Consider the following 19,570-nt stretch of genomic DNA (forward strand, 5'->3'; position numbering starts at 1 on the left):
GGCGATGTTCAAAACGATCTCGGTTGCGCAGGACGCGCGCGGTGTGGCGACTCTGACGCTCGACCGTCCGGAAAAGCACAATGCAATGTCGGCGCAGATGATTTCCGAACTGACGCAGGCGGCGACGCAGTTGGGGGCGGATGAAACGGTTCGGGTCGTGGTTTTAACCGGCGCGGGCAAAAGCTTTTGTGCCGGTGGGGACCTCGGCTGGATGCAGGACCAGATGGTCGCCGACCCCGAAACCCGGTTCGCCGAAGCGCGCAAGCTGGCCGAGATGTTGCAGGCGCTGAACACAATGCCCAAACCTCTGATCGGAGCGCTTCAGGGCAACGCTTTTGGTGGTGGTATCGGACTGACCGCTGTTTGCGATATGGCTGTTGGTGTGGAAGGCGTGAAGATGGCGCTGACCGAAACCCGGCTGGGCTTGATCCCGGCAACCATTGGCCCCTATGTCATCGCCCGCATGGGCGCGGCCCGGGCGCGGCGCGTGTTTATGTCGGCCCGGGTGTTCGACGCGGCAGAGGCCGTAGACCTTGGCCTGTTGGCCAAAGCTGTTCCTGCCGCAAATCTGGACGAAGCAATTGAGACTGAAATCCAACCCTACCTGTCCTGCGCGCCAGGGGCTGTGGCCTCGGCCAAGGATCTTGTGCAAGCGCTGGGCCCGCGCATTGACGACGCCGTGATTGACCAGACGATCAGGTCGCTGGTCGAGCGGTGGGAAACCGACGAGGCGCGTGAAGGCATCAACGCCTTTTTCGATAAACGAAAACCTGCATGGAATAATCAGGTTTAACGCGTATTTAGTGCAAAAACGGATTCGCTAAAATGCCGGGTTTTCCATTTGTGGAAGCAAGTGGAATATTAAGCCCCTGCGCGTTTGTGTTCGGTTGACCCTCTGACCCCGCGCGGATAGAGAATGTCCAGTCAACACGCCAATTGACGGCGCGTCCCTGGGGGGTATGCGCAGGAAAGGAGCTATTCGTGGAAGACCTGCTGCGGGAGTACCTCCCGATTCTGGTGTTTCTGGCCGTTGCCGTGGGCCTTGGAATCGTACTGATTCTGGCTGCTGTGGTACTGGCCGTCCGCAATCCCGACCCCGAAAAGGTCAGCGCATATGAGTGCGGATTCAACGCCTTCGACGATGCGCGGATGAAATTCGACGTCCGATTCTATCTGGTTTCGATTCTCTTCATCATCTTTGATCTGGAAATTGCCTTCCTGTTTCCGTGGGCCGTTGGTTTCCGCGACATCAGCGACGTGGGGTTCTGGTCCATGATAGTGTTCCTGGCGGTGCTGACCATCGGCTTTGCCTATGAATGGAAGAAGGGGGCTCTGGAATGGGAGTGATGACGGGTGCAAACACCGCTGGCGTCGACAAGGAAGTCGCCACCCAGGCCCTGAATGCCGAACTGCAGGACAAAGGGTTCCTGCTGACCTCGACCGAGGACATCATCAACTGGGCCCGTACCGGATCGCTGCACTGGATGACATTTGGTCTGGCCTGCTGCGCGGTTGAGATGATGCATACCTCGATGCCGCGTTACGATGCAGAACGGTTTGGCATCGCCCCGCGCGCGTCTCCGCGTCAGTCGGATGTCATGATCGTGGCGGGTACACTGACCAACAAAATGGCCCCGGCGCTGCGCAAGGTCTACGACCAGATGCCCGAGCCGCGCTATGTAATCTCGATGGGGTCCTGCGCGAATGGCGGTGGCTACTACCATTATTCCTATTCTGTTGTGCGCGGCTGTGACCGGATTGTCCCGGTAGACATCTACGTCCCCGGCTGCCCTCCGACCGCTGAGGCACTGCTTTATGGTCTGATGCAGTTGCAACGCAAAATCCGCCGCACCGGCACCATCGTACGCTGAGGAGAGAGCTGATGAGCGAAGCACTCAAGGAACTCGGCGCACAGCTGGAACTGAAACGGACCGATTGCGTTCTGTCCTGGGATGTGACCCATGGCGAATTGAACGTCGATGTGGCCCCGTCGAACATCGTGGAGTTCGTCGAATTCTTGCGATCCGATCAGAACTGCAAATTCTCGACCCTTGTCGACATCACCGGCGTTGATTATCCCGAACGGGCCAAGCGGTTCGACGTGGTGTACCACTTCCTGTCGATGTACCAGAACCAACGTATCCGCCTGCGGGTTTCGATACGCGAGGAAGACATGGTCCCCTCAATCGTGGACGTTCACCCCTCGGCTAACTGGTTCGAGCGTGAGGTGTTCGACATGTTCGGCATCCTGTTCTCGGGTCACCCGGACCTGCGGCGCATCCTGACCGACTATGGTTTCCGCGGTCATCCGCTGCGCAAGGATTTCCCAACCACCGGTTACACCGAGGTGCGCTATGACGAGGCGCAAAAGCGCGTGGTCTACGAACCGGTCAGCCTGGTGCAGGAATACCGTCAATTCGATTTCATGTCCCCATGGGAAGGCGCGAATTACATTCTGCCGGGGGACGAGAAACAGGAGAGTGAGTAATGGGTGGCATCTGGTGGTTGATCCTTTCGGCACTGACCATCATCCCGATGGTGAAGATTTTGCCGTTTTTCGGGATCAACAAATACTGGTGCCTTCTTTGTCTGATCCCTTTCGGCACGATTGCGTTGCTTTGGTGGGTAGGGCTGAAATTACAGGAACTGGAGCGCCGCTGAGATGATGCTGCTGGGGGAACTGATCGCGTTGGGTGCGCTGGGGGTCCTGCTGGCGGGGGCCGCAGTTAAGGCGGCCGAGGCGGAAAAGGTCCGGGTTCGGGCCGAAGCGAAGAAGAAACGAGGGCGTTGATGGACGGCTCAAGATACGATGACGGCAGCACGGACGCGCTGAGCGGAGAACAGAAGATCCGCAACTTCAACATCAACTTTGGCCCGCAACACCCTGCGGCGCACGGAGTTTTGCGCTTGGTCCTTGAGCTGGACGGCGAGATCGTCGAGCGCTGCGACCCGCATATCGGCTTGCTGCACCGTGGCACTGAAAAGTTGATGGAAAGTCGGACGTATCTGCAGAATCTGCCGTATTTCGACCGTCTGGATTACGTGGCACCTATGAACCAGGAACATGCCTGGTGTTTGGCCATTGAAAAGCTGACTGGTGTCGAAGTGCCGCGTCGCGGTTCGCTGATCCGGGTTCTGTACTCCGAGATCGGGCGTATCCTGAATCACTTGCTGAACGTGACCACACAGGCGATGGACGTGGGTGCACTGACCCCGCCGCTCTGGGGCTTTGAAGAGCGTGAAAAGCTGATGGTGTTCTATGAGCGTGCCTGTGGTGCCCGCCTGCACGCAGCTTATTTTCGCCCGGGCGGTGTGCACCAAGACCTGCCGCCGGAACTGCTGGACGACATCGAGGCGTGGAGCCACGAATTCCCCGCCGTTCTGGACGACATCGATGGGCTGCTGACCGAAAACCGCATCTTCAAACAACGCAACGCCGATATTGGCGTCGTAACCGAGGAGGACATCCAGAAGTATGGCTTCTCGGGCGTCATGGTGCGTGGATCGGGTCTGGCATGGGACCTGCGTCGCGCGCAGCCCTATGAATGCTATGACGAGTTCGAGTTCCAGATCCCCGTCGGCAAGAACGGTGACTGCTATGACCGCTACCTGGTGCGCATGGAAGAAATGCGCCAGTCACTGCTGATCATCCGTCAGGCCATTGCCAAAATTCGCGACTGTCCCGGGGACGTTCTGGCCCGTGGCAAGATCACCCCGCCGAAACGCTCGGACATGAAGACTTCGATGGAAAGCCTGATCCATCACTTCAAGCTCTATACCGAAGGCTTCCACGTGCCCGCGGGCGAAGTCTATGCCGCCGTCGAAGCCCCCAAGGGCGAGTTCGGCGTATATCTGGTCGCCGACGGCACCAACAAACCCTACCGCGCCAAACTGCGCGCGCCGGGTTTCCTGCACCTGCAAGCCATGGACCACGTCGCCGGAGGACATCAACTGGCCGACGTCGCTGCCATCATCGGCACCATGGACGTCGTATTTGGAGAGATTGACCGCTAATGCTCCGCCGTCTTCATCCCGAACAACCCGAAAACTTTGCCTTCACTGCGGCCAACCAGAAATGGGCCGAAGCGCAGATCACGAAGTACCCTGAGGGGCGTCAGGCCAGCGCGGTCATCCCGCTGCTGTGGCGCGCGCAGGAGCAGGAAGGCTGGCTGAGCCGTCCGGCGATTGAATCCGTCGCCGACATGCTGGGCATGGCCTATATCCGCGTGCTCGAGGTTGCGTCCTTCTACTTCATGTTCCAGCTGCAACCGGTTGGCTCTGTCGCGCATATTCAGGTCTGCGGCACGACGTCATGCATGATCTGTGGGGCCGAGGATCTGATCGCGGTCTGCAAGGAAAAGATCGCCGCCAAGCCTCATGCGTTGTCCGCTGATGGCAAGCTGAGCTGGGAAGAAGTGGAATGCCTCGGCTCCTGCACCAACGCGCCGATGGCGCAGATCGGTAAGGATTACTACGAGGATCTGACCGCCGAAAGTTTTGGCAAGATCGTCGATGATCTGGCGGCTGGCAAGGTACCGACCCCGGGACCGCAGAACGGCCGCTATGCGGCGGAACCGCTGAAGGGTCTGAGCAGTCTGTCCGAGTATGAGGCCGGGAAACCTCAGTACAACGCAAGCGTTGAACTGGCAAATGATCTGGGTGACACAGTCAAGCGCATTGACGGGACCGAGGTTCCGATCCTGACCCCTTGGCTGGGCAAGGACGGTAAGGCGGCGGCGACTAAGGCGGCTCCGAAGCCTCCGAAAGCGCCTGAATCGCCGAAGCCGGCCGTGAAACAGGCGGAAGAGGCGAAAGCCAAGCCCGAACCGGAAGAGGCAAAGGAAGACCAGCCCGAGACGCTGACCTCAGCGCGGGATGGCAAGGCGGATGACCTCAAGCTGCTGAAAGGTGTGGGGCCGAAGCTGGAAGAAAAGCTGAACGAGTTGGGTTTCTACCACTACGATCAGATCGCAGCCTGGACGCCCGAGCAGGTGGCTTGGGTGGATGCGCGTCTGAGGTTCAAAGGCCGCATCGAACGGGACGGTTGGATTGAACAGGCGGCCAAGCTTGCGGCCGGTGAAGAAACCGAGTTCGCCAAACGTGCCAAGGAAGACGGCACATACGAAGATTAAACGACGATGCCCTTCCCGGGCATCCAAGGTGAGATGGACAAGGACAAGGAACAAGCCATAGCCCGCAAGGGCCGACATATCGGGATAGTCATCGCGGTGACTATGGTGATCTGGCTTGCCATGAACATGTTCATCGGCCCCGCATTGGAACTGACGGCGCGCCATGCGCTGTTGTTCGATCTCGCCGCTCTGGCAGGATTTATCTATGCGGGCGTCAACATATTTCAACTCTGGCGTATGCGTCAGGACAGCTGAAGGTAACACGCGATGCTGAAGGATCAGGACCGGATCTTTACCAACATCTACGGGATGCATGAGCGCACGCTGAAAGGCGCGCAGGCCCGGGGGCATTGGGACGGCACTGCTGGCCTGATCGACAAGGGTCGCGACTGGATCATCCAGACGATGAAGGACTCAGGCCTGCGTGGTCGCGGCGGTGCGGGGTTTCCGACAGGTCTGAAATGGTCGTTCATGCCGAAGGAAAGCGACGGCCGTCCTGCCTATCTGGTGGTGAACGCGGACGAGTCCGAGCCCGGCACCTGTAAAGACCGTGAGATCATGCGCCATGATCCGCACACGCTGATCGAAGGCTGCCTGATCGCCTCTTTCGCGATGAATGCGCATACCTGCTACATCTACCTGCGCGGCGAATACATCCGTGAGCGTGAAGCCCTGCAGGCCGCGATTGATGAAGCCTATGACGCGGGCCTTCTGGGCAAGAACGCTGCCGGTTCGGGATGGGATTTCGATCTGTTCCTGCATCATGGGGCCGGTGCCTATATCTGCGGTGAAGAAACTGCCCTGATCGAAAGCCTTGAGGGCAAGAAGGGCATGCCGCGGATGAAACCTCCGTTCCCGGCGGGTGCGGGGCTGTATGGTTGCCCGACCACGGTAAATAACGTCGAATCTATTGCCGTTGTACCGACGATCTTGCGCCGGGGCGCTGACTGGTTTGCGGGCTTTGGCCGTCAGAACAACGCAGGCACCAAGCTGTTCGCGATCTCGGGGCACGTGAACAACCCCTGCGTCGTCGAAGAGGCGATGTCGATTTCTTTCGAGGACCTGATTGAGACCCATTGCGGTGGCATTCGCGGCGGTTGGGACAATCTGCTGGCGGTGATCCCGGGGGGGTCGTCGGTGCCGTGTGTGCGCGGTGAGAACATGCGCGATGCGATCATGGATTTCGATTACCTGCGTAACGATCTGGGTTCGGGTCTTGGGACAGCGGCGGTGATCGTGATGGACAAGTCAACCGATATCATCAAGGCGATCTGGCGCCTTTCCAAGTTCTACAAGCACGAAAGCTGCGGCCAATGCACACCGTGCCGCGAAGGCACCGGCTGGATGATGCGCGTCATGGACCGCCTGGTGCGCGGCGAGGCCGAACTGGAAGAGATCGACATGCTGTTCGACGTGACCAAGCAGGTCGAAGGCCACACTATCTGTGCTCTTGGCGATGCGGCGGCATGGCCTATCCAGGGCCTGATCCGCAATTTCCGCGAAGAGATCGAGGATCGCATAAAGGCACAGAAGTCGGGTCGCATGGGCGCCATGGCGGCGGAGTGAGCCAGATGGAGACTTTCGCACAATACGGTCATGCAGTCGCCTCGGTAATGGTTTTCACCCTCGTCGTGCTGTTTTTGGCTCCGTTTTCCGCCTTGGCCAAACAGGGCAAGGGGCTGGCCCCGGGGGCGACGCCGGAACAGGACTATTCCGACAAGGCGTATCGTTTGAACCGCGCATATCTGAACGGAACCGAGACGCTGCCCGCGTATGTGGCTGTCACAGCTGCGGCGATCCTGATGGGGGTAAGCCCGTTTTGGGTGAACCTGCTCGCCTCGGTTGCACTGTTGGCACGTCTGGCAATGATGTTCGTACATATCCGCGGAATCGGCAATCCTCACAGTGGTTTGCGGTCGGTTCTCTATGTAGTGGGCTGGGCCTGCATGTGTATCACCGGCCTCATGGCGCTGGTGGCGGCGTTCTGATGGTGGGGTTGGGGAAACATCTGATGTTCGGGCTAAGAAATACTAAAAAACACGGTTTCATGCTGAGTGCCGTTGTCGCCCTGGCGGCGGTTTCGGCTTGCGGAATCGTCTCACCTTCCGAGAATCAGGTCCTGTTTGACGGTCACGCATTCCGGGCCAAAGCGAAACCCGTCGACAAGAAAGTGTCACCCACTGACTTTACTGTTGTCGTCAACGGAGTCTCCGCCTCGTTGGACGGCGCGCGGGAGGCTGGCCGGTTTGAGGGAACCAAGTTTTGTATCAAACAGTTTGGTTCTTCGAAAATCGTCTGGAAGGTCGGTCCGGATACCGAGCCGCAGAATCTGCGCATCAGCGATGACAAACTGACATTTGCAGGAACCTGTCAACGACCATGATGCGTGTTTTTGCATATCAGACCATGATGCGGCGGGTGTTATTGCATAACGCCCCGCGTGCCGTTCGTCTTGGGTTTCCCAAGACGAAAGGAGTTGTCATGTCTGGTATGAAAACGCTCGTGTTGTTGTCGGTGCTGACCCTGCCGACCCTTGCCGAAGCAAAGCCGCCCTTGCGCGAAGTCAAAGAGATCGACAACGAACTCTACTACATCGCCATTGCAAACGAGATCTCAGAATATTGCCCATCGATCAGCGGGCGACGTCTGAAAGCGATAGGTGTGATGTGGGGGCTGAAGTCCAAGGCAAACAATCTGGGGTACTCGGACGATGAAATCCGGGCCTATGTGGATTCCGACGCCGAAAAGGACAGGATGCGCGCCAAGGGCGAAGCGTATCTGGCCCAGAACGGCGTCACGTATGAAAATCCGAATTCTTTCTGCACGCTTGGGCGGAAGGAAATCGAAAGAAACAGCGCTATTGGCGTGTATTTGAGGGCGAACTAGACCATGTCTGACCTCCGCAAAGTGAATATCGACGGGCAGGAAATCGAAGTCGATGGTGCGATGACTCTGATCCAGGCTTGTGAAGAGGCCGGGGTCGAAGTGCCGCGCTTCTGCTACCACGAACGTCTGTCGATTGCCGGGAACTGCCGGATGTGTCTGGTTGAGGTCGTGGGCGGCCCGCCGAAACCTGCGGCATCGTGCGCGATGCAGGTGCGCGATCTGCGTCCGGGGCCGGAAGGTCAGGCGCCCGAGGTAAAGACGAACTCGCCCATGGTCAAAAAGGCCCGCGAAGGGGTGATGGAGTTCCTGCTCATCAACCACCCGCTGGACTGCCCGATCTGCGATCAAGGTGGTGAGTGTGATCTGCAGGATCAGGCGATGGCCTACGGTATGTCGGGCACCCGTTTCAAGGAAGCCAAGCGCGCGGTGGATGATCTGGATCTGGGGCCGCTGGTCGGTACCGCAATGACCCGATGCATCAGTTGCACCCGTTGTGTGCGCTTTACCACCGAGGTTGCCGGGATCGCGCAGATGGGCCAGACCGGGCGCGGTGAAGATGCCGAGATCACCTCGTATCTGAACCAGACGCTCGACTCGAATATGCAAGGCAACATCATCGACTTGTGTCCGGTTGGGGCGCTGACGTCGAAGCCGTACTCCTTTACCGCGCGTCCGTGGGAGTTGACCAAGACCGAGAGCATCGACGTGATGGACGCTCTGGGTTCAAACATCCGCGTCGATACCAAGGGGCGCGAAGTGATGCGCTTCCTGCCGCGCAACCATGATGGCGTGAACGAAGAGTGGATCAGCGACAAAACCCGCTTTGTTTGGGATGGTTTGCGTCGTCAGCGTCTGGACAAGCCCTACGTCCGAGAAAACGGAAAGCTGCGCCCTGCTTCGTGGCCCGAGGCATTGACCAAGGCCGCCGAGGCGCTGAAAGGGGCTGAGGAGCCTGCCGGGATCGTGGGGGATCTGGCCCCGGTCGAGGCTGCGTTTGCGCTGAAGCAGATGATCGAAGGGCAGGGCGGTGTTGTGGAATGCCGCACCGACGGCGCCAAGCTGCCAGCTGGCAACCGTGCGGCTTATGCCGGGACCGCTGCGATCGAGGATATCGACAGTGCCGAGCGTATCCTGCTGATCGGAACCAACCCACGTGATGAAGCGCCTGTGCTGAACGCACGTATCCGCAAAGCGTGGGCGCATGGCGCCGAAGTGGCACTGGTCGGTCCGGCGGTGGATCTGACCTATGAGTATCATCACGTGGGCAACGACCGCTCGGCGCTGCAGAAAGTCGTCGACATGGGCGGCGATGATGAGATCAAGGGCAAGCGTTCGCTGGTTATCGTCGGTCAGGGCGCGCTGCAAGAGGCGGACGGCGCTGCGGTTCTGGCGGCCGCGCAAGCTGTCGCAACCAATACCGAAAGCGGTCTGATCGTTCTGCACACTGCGGCTTCGCGCGTCGGTGCGATGGACGTAGATGCAACCAACGAAGGCGGCATGGACGCCGTTAGCGCGGCGGATGTGATCTACAACCTCGGTGCGGATGAAGTTGAGATCAGCGAAGGCGCATTTGTGATCTATCAGGGCAGCCATGGTGACCGGGGTGCCCATCGTGCCGACGTTATCTTGCCAAGTGCCGCATACACTGAAGAAAACGGCCTGTTCGTGAATACCGAGGGCCGTCCGCAACTGGCGATGCGCGCGGGGTTCGCGCCAGGTGAGGCCAAGGAGAACTGGGCCATCCTGCGTGCGCTGTCGTCCGAACTGGACGCTACGCTACCCTTCGACTCGCTGGCGCAGCTGCGCACTGCTCTGATTGAGGCGGTTCCGCATCTGGCCCGCATCGACGAAGTAGCCCGGAACGAGGTTCAAATGCTGGAAGCAGGCCCTCTGGGAAAGGCAACCTTCCGCAACGCGGTCAAGGATTTCTACCTGACCAACCCGATTGCACGGGCTTCACAGCTTATGGCTGAGCTGTCGGCGCAAGCACAGGCCCGCAAATCCGGGAAGATCGCAGCGGAATGAACCAGAACGGTTTCATATCACAGGCATATGCGACTGCTGGGTGGCAGTACGCCGCGCCTGATTTGTGTGTGAAACCCAAGATTAAGGGTGGCGCAATGGCGGCAGATGCTGTTTACACCAACGCGCCGACCCAGCCGCAGTTTGCGCAGGCACGTGGCCTTTGCATCGCTCGCGGAAAACGGAATACCCACGGTGTGAGGACCAATGGCTGATTTCTTTAACACCCCAGGCGGAATAGCCATCATCATTCTGGCGCAAGTTCTTGCTGTCGTTGCGTTTGTGATGATTTCGCTGTTGTTCCTTGTTTATGGCGACCGCAAGATCTGGGCGGCAGTTCAGATGCGTCGCGGACCCAACGTGGTTGGCGTCTATGGCATTTTGCAATCGGTAGCCGACGCGCTGAAATACGTCGTGAAAGAGGTCGTGATCCCCGCCGGGGCCGATCGCGCCGTGTTTATTTTGGCCCCGATGACCAGCTTTGTTCTGTCGCTGATCGCCTGGGCCGTGATCCCGTTCAATGATGGCTGGGTTCTGTCAGACCTGAACGTGGCGGTTCTGTATGTTTTTGCCGTGTCCTCGCTTGAGGTTTATGGTGTAATTATGGGTGGTTGGGCGTCGAACTCAAAGTACCCGTTCCTTGGATCTCTGCGGTCTGCGGCGCAGATGATCTCATATGAAGTGTCCATCGGTCTGATCATCATTGGCGTGATTATCTCGACCGGGTCGATGAATTTCGGAGCGATCGTGGGCGCGCAGGATACCGGCTATGGCTTCTTTGGCTGGTACTGGCTGCCGCACTTCCCTATGGTCTTTCTGTTCTTCATCTCGGCACTGGCCGAAACCAACCGCCCGCCGTTCGACCTGCCCGAGGCGGAATCGGAACTGGTGGCCGGGTATCAGGTGGAATACTCCGCCACGATGTTCCTGCTGTTCATGGCCGGTGAATACATCGCGATCTTCCTGATGTGCGCGCTGACCACGCTGCTGTTCTTCGGCGGCTGGCTGTCGCCGATCCCGGGTCTGCCCGACGGTGTCCTATGGATGGTCGGCAAGATGGCGTTCTTCTTCTTCATCTTCGCGATGGTCAAGGCGATCACGCCCCGCTACCGCTATGACCAGTTGATGCGGCTGGGTTGGAAAGTGTTCCTGCCCTTCTCGCTTGCCTGGGTAGTGTTTGTGGCCTTTGCAGCGAAATTCGAATGGTTCTGGGGCATCTTCGCCCGCTGGAGCGTAGGAGGCTGATCATGACGCAAATCGACTATACCCGCGCTGCCAAGTACTTTCTTTTGCAGGACTTCTGGGTCGGCTTCAAACTGGGGATGAAGTACTTCTTCGCCCCTAAAGCCACCATCAACTATCCGCATGAAAAAGGCCCTCTGTCGCCACGTTTTCGGGGTGAGCACGCTCTGCGTCGTTATCCGAACGGTGAGGAACGCTGTATCGCCTGCAAACTCTGCGAGGCGATTTGCCCTGCGCAGGCCATTACCATCGACGCCGAACCACGCGAGGATGGCAGCCGCCGTACCACGCGGTACGACATTGACATGACCAAGTGCATCTATTGTGGCTTTTGCCAGGAGGCCTGCCCGGTCGATGCCATCGTCGAAGGTCCGAATTTCGAATTCGCCACGGAAACCCGGGAAGAGCTGTTCTACGACAAGGAAAAATTGCTGGATAACGGTGAACGCTGGGAAGCTGAAATCGCCCGCAATCTGGAAATGGATGCGCCGTACCGATGAATGACACGCCCACCAATCCGTTCGAACTGATGATGAAGCAGGCTCAGGACATGGCCAAGGCGATGAACCCCGCGATGGAGAGTTTCTCGCCCAAGGGGTTCGAGGCGCTGTGGCCGACCATGCCGAAAGAGGTCATGGAGATGATGTTCGGCAACACCGTCAACAAGGACGGGCTGGATGCCAAAACCCGGTTGCTGCTGACACTGGCCGGGCTGACCTGTCAGGGCGCTCAGGCAGATGCAGCGGTGCGCCAGACCGTGCGCCATGCGCTGGAGGCCGGGGCCAAGAAACAAGAGATCGTGGAAACGATCGGTCAGATGTCGGTCTTTGCCGGCATCCCGGCCATGACCCGCGCGCTGGATCTGGCGCAAGAGGTCATGGGCGATAACGAGGATGAGGATCAATGACCGTCTTTGCCTTCTACCTGTTTGCCATCAGCGCCATCACGGGCGGGCTGTTCACGGTGATCAGCCGCCAGCCGGTGCACTCGGTGCTGTGGCTGATCCTGTCCTTCCTGTCGGCGGCGGGGTTGTTCGTTCTGCTGGGCGCCGAGTTCGTGGCGATGCTGCTGATCATCGTCTACGTGGGCGCGGTCGCGGTTCTGTTCCTGTTCGTGGTGATGATGCTGGACGTCGACTTTGCCGAGCTCAAGGCCGAGATGGCGCGCTATATGCCGTTGGCCTTGCTGATCGGTCTGGTGATCCTGATGCAATTTGTCATGGCCTTCGGGGCTTGGGACAGTGCGCAAGGGGCGACGGCAAATCTGGCACAGCCGGTCCCGGCGGACCGCCACAACACCGAGGCGCTGGGTGTCATCCTTTATGATCAATACTTCCTTCTGTTCCAACTGGCGGGCCTGATCCTGCTGGTGGCCATGATCGGCGCCATTGTTTTGACGTTGCGCCACCGCAAGGACATCAAGCGTCAGGATATCGTCGGCCAGATGATGCGCGACCCGGCCAAGGCGATGGAGTTGAAGGACGTGAAACCGGGGCAGGGGTTGTGATGCACTTACATCTCAAGCCCATTTCGTTTGCCCTATTGATGTGCGCTGTTTCTACAGATGCTGCGGCCTGCACGTTTGCGCATCTGAAGCCTTGGCAGAATGCGGGCGTTGCTCAAGAAAGAGATTGCAGCTTCGTCAATGGTGGCGATCAAGATTGGCTCAAAGGCAGCGCTGCCTTTGATTTGGGCAACGAGTTTGTGGCCCAGAAGATAGGCAGAAGTGTCAACGTAATTGACTGCAACGATCGGACTGGGATCAATATCAGTGGACCAATCGTTGGGTTGAGTTCGTGTGGTCCGGTTATCGACGTCAGTAAGATCTGGCCGTTGCCACCCAGATTAGTGCCGAACATGGATGGACGATTGGCGGATTTAGCCGAACGCGCCTCTCGAAGTGACCTCACAGTTCACTACGACCTCAACGAACGTTTCAAAACAAAAAAACGCAAAGATCGTTTCAGCCAACTGTGCGGCTGCAAACTCTACTACCCCGACTCGCCAGGAGCGAAGCTATGATCGGACTTGAACACTATCTTACGGTCGCGGCGACGCTGTTCGTCATCGGCATCTTCGGTCTCTTTCTGAACCGCAAGAACGTCATCATCCTGTTGATGAGCATCGAACTGATGCTGCTGGCGGTGAATATCAACCTCGTGGCGTTTTCCAGTTTCCTCGGCGATCTGGTCGGGCAGGTGTTTACGCTGTTCGTGCTGACCGTGGCGGCGGCCGAAGCGGCGATCGGACTGGCCATTCTGGTCTGTTTCTTCCGCAACCGTGGCACCATCGCGGTTGAAGACGTCAACATGATGAAGGGGTAAGAGAACATGGAAACCACCATCCTCTTTGCCCCGCTCGTGGGCGCACTGATCTGCGGCTTTGGCTGGCGCTTCATCGGTGAGAAAGCCGCCATGTGGACAGCCACCGGCCTTCTGTTTCTGGCCTGTCTGCTGTCATGGATCGTGTTCTTCACTTTCGACGGCCACACCCAACAGATCGAGGTCATGCGCTGGATCGAGAGCGGCTCGCTGTCGACAAGCTGGGCCGTGCGACTGGACCGGCTGACCGCAATCATGCTGATCGTGGTTACGACCGTTTCGGCGCTCGTGCACCTGTATTCCTTCGGCTACATGGATAACGACCCGCAATGGCGCGAGGGCGAGAGCTATAAGCCGCGCTTCTTTGCCTATCTGTCTTTCTTTACCTTCGCCATGCTGGCGTTGGTGACGTCGGATAATCTGGTTCAGATGTTTTTTGGCTGGGAAGGCGTGGGTGTCGCATCCTACCTGCTGATCGGGTTCTATTACCGCAAGCCGTCGGCCAACGCCGCTGCGATCAAAGCATTTGTAGTTAACCGGGTCGGTGACTTTGGCTTTGCTTTGGGCATCTTTGCGTTGTTCTTCCTGACGGACAGTATCAACCTCTCGGACATCTTCGCGTCGGCCCCAGAACTGGCGGAAACGCAGCTGCATTTCCTGTGGGGTGAGTGGACCGCTATAGAGGTGATCTGTGTCCTGCTGTTCATTGGTGCGATGGGTAAATCGGCGCAGCTGATCCTGCACACCTGGTTGCCGGATGCGATGGAGGGCCCAACACCTGTGTCGGCTTTGATCCACGCCGCGACCATGGTAACCGCAGGTGTCTTCCTGGTGTGCCGCATGTCGCCGCTGATGGAGTTCGCACCGGGTGCGACCGGGTTCATCACTGTGCTGGGGGCCTCGACCGCGTTCTTTGCCGCGACGGTGGGTCTGGTGCAGACCGATATCAAGCGCGTCATCGCCTATTCGACCTGTTCGCAACTGGGCTACATGTTCGTGGCTGCCGGTGTCGGCATGTACTCGGCGGCGATGTTCCACCTGTTCACGCACGCGTTCTTCAAGGCGCTGCTGTTCCTTGGTGCTGGCTCGGTTATCCACGCCATGCACCACGAGCAGGAGATGACCGAATACGGCGGTCTGCGGAAGAAAATCCCCTACACTTATTGGGCGATGATGATTGGCACGCTGGCCATCACCGGTGTTGGCATTCCGCTGACCACATTCGGTTTCGCCGGGTTCTTGTCCAAGGACGCCATCATCGAAAGCGCCTATGCAGGTGGGTCGGCTTATGGCTTCTGGCTGCTGGTTATTGCGGCTGCGTTTACCTCTTTCTACAGCTGGCGCCTGATCTTCCTGACTTTCTACGGCAAGCCACGTGGCGATCAGCATACGCATGACCACGCGCATGAAAGCCCGATGAGTATGCTGGTGCCGCTTGGCGTGCTGTCCCTGGGCGCGGTTTTTGCCGGCATGATCTGGTATGGCAACTTTTTCGGCCACGCGGACAAGGTCGGCAAGTTCTATGGCATTCCGGTAGCCGAGGCGTCTGAGCATGCAGAAGCTGGGGATCACGGCCAGGCAGATGCGCATGCTGATACGGCTCATGCGGATGATGGCCAGGCGTCGGATTCTCATACAGATGACGGCCACGGTGACGAAGCTGCGCAGGGTGGCGACCACCACTATGCTTTCGTTGGTAAGCCGGGCGAGGGGGCGCTCTATATCGCGCCGGATAACCACATTCTGGACGACGCGCACGCAGCTCCGAAATGGGTCAAGGTTTCACCTTTCGTGGCGATGTTGCTGGGCTTTGCCATGGCCTACTGGTTCTATATCGTGAATCCGTCGCTGCCGGGGCGTCTGGCCCAGAACCAGCGACCGCTCTACCTGTTCCTGCTGAACAAGTGGTACTTTGACGAAATCTATGACGCGATCTTCGTCAAGCCCACAGTGGCGCTTGGCCGGTTCCTGTGGAAACGCGGCGATGGCAACACCATCGACGGCTTCCTGAACGGTGTCGCCATGGGCGTTGTTCCCTTCTTTACCCGCCTCGCAGGCAAGGCGCAGACGGGCTACATCTTTACTTACGCCTTCTGGATGGTTCTGGGCATCGCTGCCCTGGTCACCTGGATGTCGATCGGCGGAGGCGCACAATAATGGATAATATCCTCTCCATCGTCACCTTCATCCCCGCAGTGGCGGCAGGCATTCTGGCCCTTTTCCTGCATGGCGATGACGTGGCCGCGCAGCGCAATGCGAAGTGGGTTGCGCTGGTGGCGACCACGGTGACTTTCCTTGTTTCGATCGGCATCTATACAGGCTTCGACCCCTCGAACACAGGCTTCCAGATGGTGGAAGAGGGTGAGTGGCTGCTGGGTCTGAAATACAAGATGGGCGTGGACGGTATCAGCGTTCTGTTCGTCCTGTTGACTACTTTCATCATGCCGCTGACCATTCTGGCCAGCTGGCAGGTCACCGACCGCGTCAAGGAATACATGATAGCCTTCCTGCTGCTGGAAACGCTGATGTTGGGCGTGTTCATGGCGCTGGATCTGGTGTTGTTCTACCTGTTCTTCGAGGCAGGCCTGATCCCAATGTTCCTGATCATTGGTATCTGGGGCGGCAAGGATCGCATCTATGCCAGCTTCAAGTTCTTCCTCTATACTTTCCTCGGCTCGGTGCTGATGCTGGTGGCTATGGTTGCGATGTACGCGGATGCGGGCACCACCGACATCGAGGCACTGATGAGCCATCAGTTCTCGTCCGAAGGGTTCAGCGTATTGGGCATCTATATCGTCGGCGGCATGCAGACGCTGATGTTCCTCGCGTTCTTTGCTTCGTTTGCGGTGAAAATGCCGATGTGGCCGGTGCATACTTGGCTGCCGGATGCGCACGTGCAGGCCCCGACGGCGGGTTCGGTCGTGCTGGCGGCGATCCTGCTTAAGATGGGCGGCTATGGTTTCCTGCGGTTCAGCCTGCCGATGTTTCCTGTGGGTTCGGCGGTGATGACCGATCTGGTGCTGTGGATGTCGGCGATTGCGGTTGTCTACACCTCGCTGGTGGCGCTGGTGCAGGAGGACATGAAAAAGCTGATCGCGTATTCTTCGGTCGCGCATATGGGCTTTGTGACCATGGGGATTTTTGCGGCAAACCAGCAGGGTATTGACGGCGCGATCTTTCAGATGCTCAGCCACGGCTTCATCTCGGCGGCACTCTTCCTGTGTGTCGGCGTAATCTATGACCGGATGCATACCCGTGACATTGATGCCTATGGCGGTCTGGTGATCCGGATGCCTGCCTATGCGTTGGTCTTCATGCTGTTCACCATGGCCAATGTCGGCCTGCCGGGCACCTCTGGATTTATCGGCGAATTCCTGACCCTGATGGGCACGTTCCAGGTCAACACTTGGGTCACCGCAGTGGCGGCGTCCGGTGTGATCTTCTCGGCGGCCTACGCGCTGTGGCTGTACCGCCGCGTGGTCTTTGGCGACTTGATCAAGGAAAGCCTAAAGGCGATGACCGACATGACCTCGCGCGAGCGGCTGATCTTCGCGCCGCTGATCGTGATGACCATCCTTCTGGGCGTCTACCCGTCGCTGGTGACCGATGTAATCGGCAACTCGACCGCCGCGCTGATTTCGAACTATGACACGGCTCTGGCCGCGGCTGAGGCCGTGACCCAGACGGCCGCTTCGCATTAAGGAGGCTTTGGAGACATGATCCAGGCTGATCTGACAATAATCCTGCCAGAGATCGTTCTGGCCGTATATGCGATGGCCGCTCTGATCGGGGCTGTCTACACGGCAAAGGATGCGCTTGCGCCGCTTCTGGTGTGGTCGACGGCTGGCCTGATGGCGCTGCTGGCCATCTGGATTGCCACCAATGGGGATGGCGTCAACGTGGCCTTCAACGGCATGTTCATTGACGACGGGTTCTCGCGCTTTGCCAAAGTTGCGATCCTGCTGTCCGCCGCGGCCGTTCTGGTGATGAGTCAGGACTACATGTCGCGTCGCGGGCTACTTCGGTTCGAATACCCGCTTCTGGTGGCTTTGGCCGCCGTAGGCATGATGATGATGGTCAGCGCGGGTGACCTGATGTCCCTGTATATGGGGCTGGAACTGCAGTCGCTGTCCCTTTACGTCGTGGCTGCTCTGCGCCGTGACAGCGCGAAATCGACCGAGGCTGGTCTGAAGTACTTCGTGCTTGGCGCACTCAGCTCGGGTTTGCTGCTGTATGGCGCATCGTTGGTCTATGGCTTTTCCGGCACCACGCTGTTCTCGGGTATCATCCAGACCGTCCATCACGGCGACATTTCGGTTGGCCTGCTGTTCGGCCTGATCTTCCTGATCTCGGGTCTTGCATTCAAGGTTTCGGCCGTGCCTTTCCACATGTGGACACCGGACGTGTACGAGGGCTCGCCCACTCCGATCACCGCGTTCTTTGCCACCGCGCCGAAAGTGGCGGCGATGGCGCTGTTTGCCCGCCTGATGCATGATGCCTTTGGCGGCGTGGTCGAGGACTGGCAGCAGGTGATCGTGTTGCTGTCCGTGCTATCGATGCTGTTGGGTGCGGTGGCAGCGATTGGTCAGCGAAACATCAAGCGGCTGATGGCGTTTTCGTCGATTGCCCACATGGGTTATGCGCTGATCGGTCTGGCGGCGGGTACGGAAATGGGCATCAAGGCGATGCTGATGTATCTGGCGATCTACGTGACCATGAATATCGGCACTTTTGCCTTCATTCTGATGATGGAACGAGACGGCAAACCTGTCACTGATATCGATGCGTTGCGCCAGTATTCCAAGCGTGATCCGGGCAAGGCACTGGCTGTGCTGATCCTGATGTTCAGCCTTGCGGGTGTGCCGCCGATGCTGGGCTTTTTCGCCAAGTTCGGCGTCTGGCAGGCCGGTGTCAGCGCAGGTCTGACCGGGTTGGTTATCGTCTCGGCCATCGCGTCTGTGATCGGTGCGTTCTATTACCTGCGGATCGTGTTTTACATGTATTTCGGAGACGAGAACGAGGATCCGATCGAAACGCGTTCCACGCCGGTTCTGTGGGTCGCTTTGATGGGGTCGGCCGCCCTGATGCTGGTCGGTGTATTCTATCAATTCGGGATCGAGGGCGCGGCGGCAGCTGCAGCGGCAACACTTGTCAACTGACGCGTCAGACATCCAATTGCAGGGGGCTCGGTCAACAGACCGGGCCTTTTTGCCATGACTGCTTGGCCGCAAGGATACGGCCTGCACATCGTGCAGGAGGTCGACAGCACCCTGAACGAGGCCGCCCGGCTTGCCCCGACGGCACCGGGCCCTGTCTGGATCATGGCGCACCACCAGACAGCCGCGCGGGGACGGCGGGGTAGGGCTTGGGCCAACCCCAAAGGCAATCTGGCAGCGACCCTGTTGATGCGCCCGCAGGGCAATCCCGAACAGGCGGCGTTGCGCAGCTTTGTGGCCGCGCTGGCATTGTTCGACGCCTGCGTTGCGGTCACCGGTCGGGCGGCAGGGCTGTCTTTGAAATGGCCCAATGATGTGCTGCTGAACGGTGGCAAGCTGGCTGGTATCTTGCTGGAAAGCACCGGGCAGGGACGTGAGCTGTCCCATCTGGCCATCGGGATCGGAGTGAACCTGTCTGAGGCGCCCCCGGCCTATGCGGTCGAACAAAGCGCCGTGCGTCCTGTCTCTCTGCTGTCGGAAACCGGTGCGGCTGTCATCCCCGAGGATTTCCTGACCGAGTTGGCCTCGGCATACGCAGGGTATGAAACCCAGTTCGTGACCTACGGGTTCGAACCTATCCGGACGGCGTGGCTGTCCCGCGCTGCCCGGTTGGGCGAGGTAATCACCGCCCGCACCTCAACCTCCGAGACGGTGGGAACCTTTGAAACCGTGGACTCTAACGGCAATCTTGTCCTAAAGACCGCCAAGGGCCGCGTCAGCATTCCTGCGGCGGATGTGTTTTTCTGAAGGAG

At 58.7% G+C, this 19,570-nt stretch carries 24 protein-coding genes; all 24 read left to right on the top strand.

What is annotated here, in order from left to right; genetic code table 11:
* Positions 1-4 precede the first annotated feature (4 nt).
* The 24 genes from AC2FEE_RS03080 (at position 5) to AC2FEE_RS03195 (ending at position 19,565) form a co-directional block, all read left to right on the top strand.
* Entirely contained in the window at positions 5-793 is a 789-nt protein-coding gene (locus tag AC2FEE_RS03080; protein ID WP_496862972.1) for a crotonase/enoyl-CoA hydratase family protein, read from the top strand.
* A 188-nt stretch (positions 794-981) separates the two neighbouring features.
* Positions 982-1,347, top strand: a complete 366-nt coding sequence (locus tag AC2FEE_RS03085) for an NADH-quinone oxidoreductase subunit A (RefSeq protein ID WP_496862973.1) — start codon at positions 982-984, stop codon at positions 1,345-1,347.
* Positions 1,338-1,871 (top strand): NuoB/complex I 20 kDa subunit family protein, encoded by a 534-nt coding sequence (locus tag AC2FEE_RS03090; RefSeq protein WP_037307875.1) that lies wholly within the window; start codon positions 1,338-1,340, stop codon positions 1,869-1,871. The genes AC2FEE_RS03085 and AC2FEE_RS03090 overlap by 10 nt, the downstream gene beginning before the upstream one ends.
* Before the next feature lie 11 nt (positions 1,872-1,882).
* Entirely contained in the window at positions 1,883-2,488 is a 606-nt protein-coding gene (locus AC2FEE_RS03095; RefSeq protein WP_496862974.1) for an NADH-quinone oxidoreductase subunit C, read from the top strand.
* On the top strand, positions 2,488-2,661 hold the full coding sequence (locus AC2FEE_RS03100; RefSeq protein ID WP_170433422.1) for a hypothetical protein: 174 nt from the start codon (positions 2,488-2,490) through the stop codon (positions 2,659-2,661). Before AC2FEE_RS03095 ends, AC2FEE_RS03100 begins: the two co-directional genes overlap by 1 nt.
* Position 2,662: 1 nt before the next feature.
* Positions 2,663-2,791: a hypothetical protein gene (locus AC2FEE_RS03105; RefSeq protein WP_480442603.1), complete on the top strand. Its 129-nt coding sequence runs from the start codon at positions 2,663-2,665 to the stop codon at positions 2,789-2,791.
* The gene (locus AC2FEE_RS03110; RefSeq protein WP_496862975.1) at positions 2,791-4,014 is read left to right on the top strand and encodes an NADH-quinone oxidoreductase subunit D; all 1,224 of its coding nucleotides are present in this window, start codon (positions 2,791-2,793) and stop codon (positions 4,012-4,014) included. Before AC2FEE_RS03105 ends, AC2FEE_RS03110 begins: the two co-directional genes overlap by 1 nt.
* Positions 4,014-5,132, top strand: coding sequence for an NADH-quinone oxidoreductase subunit NuoE (nuoE, locus tag AC2FEE_RS03115; protein WP_496862976.1), 1,119 nt, complete (start codon positions 4,014-4,016; stop codon positions 5,130-5,132). Before AC2FEE_RS03110 ends, nuoE begins: the two co-directional genes overlap by 1 nt.
* 33 nt (positions 5,133-5,165) lie before the next feature.
* Entirely contained in the window at positions 5,166-5,387 is a 222-nt protein-coding gene (locus AC2FEE_RS03120; protein WP_496863033.1) for a DUF5337 domain-containing protein, read from the top strand.
* Positions 5,388-5,399: 12 nt separating this feature from the next.
* Positions 5,400-6,698: an NADH-quinone oxidoreductase subunit NuoF gene (gene nuoF, locus AC2FEE_RS03125; RefSeq protein WP_496862977.1), complete on the top strand. Its 1,299-nt coding sequence runs from the start codon at positions 5,400-5,402 to the stop codon at positions 6,696-6,698.
* 5 nt (positions 6,699-6,703) lie between these two features.
* Complete coding sequence (locus AC2FEE_RS03130; RefSeq protein WP_496862978.1) at positions 6,704-7,120, top strand: MAPEG family protein; 417 nt, start codon at positions 6,704-6,706, stop codon at positions 7,118-7,120.
* Between the two features lie 23 nt (positions 7,121-7,143).
* Entirely contained in the window at positions 7,144-7,515 is a 372-nt protein-coding gene (locus tag AC2FEE_RS03135; protein ID WP_496862980.1) for a hypothetical protein, read from the top strand.
* Positions 7,516-7,622: 107 nt separating this feature from the next.
* On the top strand, positions 7,623-8,018 hold the full coding sequence (locus tag AC2FEE_RS03140) for a DUF5333 domain-containing protein (protein ID WP_496863035.1): 396 nt from the start codon (positions 7,623-7,625) through the stop codon (positions 8,016-8,018).
* 3 nt (positions 8,019-8,021) lie between these two features.
* Positions 8,022-10,043 carry an NADH-quinone oxidoreductase subunit NuoG gene (gene nuoG / locus AC2FEE_RS03145; protein WP_496862981.1) on the top strand — a complete coding sequence of 674 codons (2,022 nt, stop codon included), beginning with the start codon at positions 8,022-8,024 and terminating at the stop codon, positions 10,041-10,043.
* 204 nt (positions 10,044-10,247) lie between these two features.
* On the top strand, positions 10,248-11,285 hold the full coding sequence (gene nuoH / locus AC2FEE_RS03150) for an NADH-quinone oxidoreductase subunit NuoH (protein WP_496862982.1): 1,038 nt from the start codon (positions 10,248-10,250) through the stop codon (positions 11,283-11,285).
* 2 nt (positions 11,286-11,287) lie between these two features.
* On the top strand, positions 11,288-11,782 hold the full coding sequence (nuoI, locus tag AC2FEE_RS03155; protein WP_480516908.1) for an NADH-quinone oxidoreductase subunit NuoI: 495 nt from the start codon (positions 11,288-11,290) through the stop codon (positions 11,780-11,782).
* Entirely contained in the window at positions 11,779-12,189 is a 411-nt protein-coding gene (locus AC2FEE_RS03160; RefSeq protein ID WP_496862984.1) for a carboxymuconolactone decarboxylase family protein, read from the top strand. The genes nuoI and AC2FEE_RS03160 overlap by 4 nt, the downstream gene beginning before the upstream one ends.
* Positions 12,186-12,788, top strand: a complete 603-nt coding sequence (locus AC2FEE_RS03165; protein WP_496862986.1) for an NADH-quinone oxidoreductase subunit J — start codon at positions 12,186-12,188, stop codon at positions 12,786-12,788. Before AC2FEE_RS03160 ends, AC2FEE_RS03165 begins: the two co-directional genes overlap by 4 nt.
* On the top strand, positions 12,788-13,303 hold the full coding sequence (locus AC2FEE_RS03170) for a hypothetical protein (protein WP_496862987.1): 516 nt from the start codon (positions 12,788-12,790) through the stop codon (positions 13,301-13,303). The genes AC2FEE_RS03165 and AC2FEE_RS03170 overlap by 1 nt, the downstream gene beginning before the upstream one ends.
* The gene (gene nuoK, locus AC2FEE_RS03175; RefSeq protein WP_005984024.1) at positions 13,300-13,605 is read left to right on the top strand and encodes an NADH-quinone oxidoreductase subunit NuoK; all 306 of its coding nucleotides are present in this window, start codon (positions 13,300-13,302) and stop codon (positions 13,603-13,605) included. Before AC2FEE_RS03170 ends, nuoK begins: the two co-directional genes overlap by 4 nt.
* A gap of 6 nt (positions 13,606-13,611) precedes the next feature.
* Positions 13,612-15,759, top strand: coding sequence for an NADH-quinone oxidoreductase subunit L (gene nuoL / locus AC2FEE_RS03180; RefSeq protein ID WP_496862988.1), 2,148 nt, complete (start codon positions 13,612-13,614; stop codon positions 15,757-15,759).
* A complete protein-coding gene (locus AC2FEE_RS03185; RefSeq protein ID WP_496862989.1) occupies positions 15,759-17,303 on the top strand; it encodes an NADH-quinone oxidoreductase subunit M in 1,545 nt (514 codons plus the stop codon). Before nuoL ends, AC2FEE_RS03185 begins: the two co-directional genes overlap by 1 nt.
* A gap of 15 nt (positions 17,304-17,318) precedes the next feature.
* Positions 17,319-18,761 (top strand): NADH-quinone oxidoreductase subunit NuoN, encoded by a 1,443-nt coding sequence (gene nuoN, locus AC2FEE_RS03190; RefSeq protein ID WP_496862991.1) that lies wholly within the window; start codon positions 17,319-17,321, stop codon positions 18,759-18,761.
* A 54-nt stretch (positions 18,762-18,815) separates the two neighbouring features.
* Positions 18,816-19,565, top strand: a complete 750-nt coding sequence (locus AC2FEE_RS03195; protein WP_496862993.1) for a biotin--[acetyl-CoA-carboxylase] ligase — start codon at positions 18,816-18,818, stop codon at positions 19,563-19,565.
* Positions 19,566-19,570 lie beyond the last annotated feature (5 nt).

The sequence above is a fragment of the Ruegeria sp. YTSC199 genome (assembly GCF_059609725.1).